This window comes from Dietzia sp. SYD-A1 (genome assembly GCF_015356725.1).
Lineage (GTDB): Bacteria > Actinomycetota > Actinomycetes > Mycobacteriales > Mycobacteriaceae > Dietzia.
In genome coordinates this window covers 1-1,702 of the sequence record NZ_JADDKI010000345.1, presented here as the reverse complement: position 1 = coordinate 1,702, position 1,702 = coordinate 1, and the positions used below count along the sequence as shown (strand labels likewise).

The 1,702-nt window shown below is 72.6% G+C and carries 2 protein-coding genes and 1 pseudogene; 2 read left to right on the top strand and 1 reads right to left on the bottom strand.

Annotated elements, in window-relative coordinates:
- Nucleotides 1-611: hypothetical protein (locus tag IY392_RS13375; protein ID WP_194861476.1), on the top strand; the 611-nt coding region annotated here is incomplete at its 5' end.
- Between the two features lie 30 nt (nt 612-641).
- Here the strand turns inward: IY392_RS13375 and IY392_RS13370 are convergent.
- Nucleotides 642-1,337: a hypothetical protein gene (locus tag IY392_RS13370; RefSeq protein ID WP_194861475.1), complete on the bottom strand. Its 696-nt coding sequence runs from the start codon at nt 1,335-1,337 to the stop codon at nt 642-644.
- A gap of 140 nt (nt 1,338-1,477) precedes the next feature.
- On the opposite strand from IY392_RS13370, the pseudogene IY392_RS13365 reads away from it, so the two are divergent.
- Nucleotides 1,478-1,702 (top strand): annotated as a pseudogene (locus tag IY392_RS13365) (dipeptidase); the annotation flags it as partial.

Sequence of the window (1,702 nt, the reverse complement as noted above, 5' to 3'; positions counted from 1 at the left end):
CCCTGGCCGCGGGCCCGCCGCCCGGCGGATGGCAGGACGTGCGCAGTCCGACCGGGCTGGTCTACTCGGTCCCACCCGACTGGGAGGTGGGCGACCCGTTCGGCGCACCCGCGCCGGGTGACACGGACGTCCCGCAGGACCCGGGGTCGGACTGGGGCTCGGGGTACGTCACCACCGCCAACGCGATCGCCGACCGCGGCTACTGCGCCGCGTCAGGGCTGTCGTTCCGCACCCTGTCCGGCATCAGCACGATGCTCCCGGGCGACGCGCGCGAGCAGGCCGAGTCCGCCTCGCGGGCCATGGCGGACTCGATCGACCGTCGCTTCACCAGGAACGGTGCGGACGTCCCCGTGCCCGAGGCCCGCAGCATCGGCGTCTCGGGGGTTCCCGCCTGGTACGTCTCGCTCCGAGGCGCAGTCCGGCCACCCCGCGACTCCTGCACCCCGCCGACCATCCGGTTCGACACGATCGCGGTGTCGACCAGAGGGACGGACGGATCCCCCGCCTCGATCGTGTTCGTCCTGATGTCCGACGAGGACGAGCCGGGGGTCCAGCCGGAGGCGACGATCGATGCCGTGGTGGCGTCCCTGCGCTACGACAACTCGGTCTGAACCAGGCCGACCCGGCGTTACTCGGACGGCTCAGGCCGCCGTGACCTCCTCGGCCATCGGGGCGCCCGGCACCTCACCGAGCCAACTGCGGTCACCCCGCGCCCAGGCCCACCCGGTCGAGGCCGCGGCCTCGACCTCTCCGAGTGCGAGGGTCCGGCCGACGAGCGGGACCCCGGGCCCGTCGGCCACCTGGATGCGCAGGGCGTCCCCGGCGCGCTCGTATCGGAACCACCGGTCCTCGTCGACGTCCAGCTCGAGCCGGTCCCCCTCCACCTCCAGCGCGCGCACCAGCTGCTCCAACAGTTCGTGCGTCACCCACGGCAGGGTCCCGTGCGGCCGACCGCGCACGGCGTGGTCGGTGATGCCGGCGCCGGCGGTGGTGGGCCGGCGGTGGACGTCGATGTCGATCCGCACGCGCGGATCGGCCACCAGCCCGAGTTCCGGAGTGGTCACCAGCAGTTGGTGGGGGGCCGCGTACCGCATCACCGCGTTGACCACCAGGGGCCGGGTGATCACCCCGGGATGGATCACCACACCGACGCCGTCGATGTGCGGCCGCCGGGTGAGTGCACCGGTCTCACCCACCGCGTCCGCCTCGGGGAAGCGAGTACTGACCTGGTCGCGGAGCTCGAGGAGATCAGCCCGGACGTGGGCGGGGAGATCATCGAGGTGGGCCGCGTCGCGACAGGCCGGATCAGCTGGGGTGACGACGATCACGTAGGTCATGACGGATACTGTACTTCATTCTTGGTTCATCTTCCGTTCATGTTGGTCGCGAGTTGTTCATCTTCGGGCGGTGCGGCCTCCGGCGGGAGCGGGCTCGTACGGCGGGAGCGGGGTCGGACGGCGGAACTAGGCTGGCCCCCATGTCCGCCTCCACTCCGTTCCGGGCCCCACACCCGTCCCTGACCCCACTCGCCGACGCGGTCGTCACGCAGCTCGGTCGCGCCCGCACCGACCTCGCCGAGCTGGTGGCACTGCCGTCGGTTCACGGCTCCGAACCGGAGGCGTGTGCGCGGGCCTGCGAACTGGTCCGCAGGCTGCTCGGCGAGCTGCCGGTGCCCGGCCTCGGTCCGGACGCGGTGGAGGTC

Coding starts and splice junctions, on each gene's coding strand:
- IY392_RS13370 (WP_194861475.1), bottom strand. CDS start 1,337: ATGACCTACGTGATCGTCGTCACCCCAGCTGATCCGGCCTGTCGCGAC.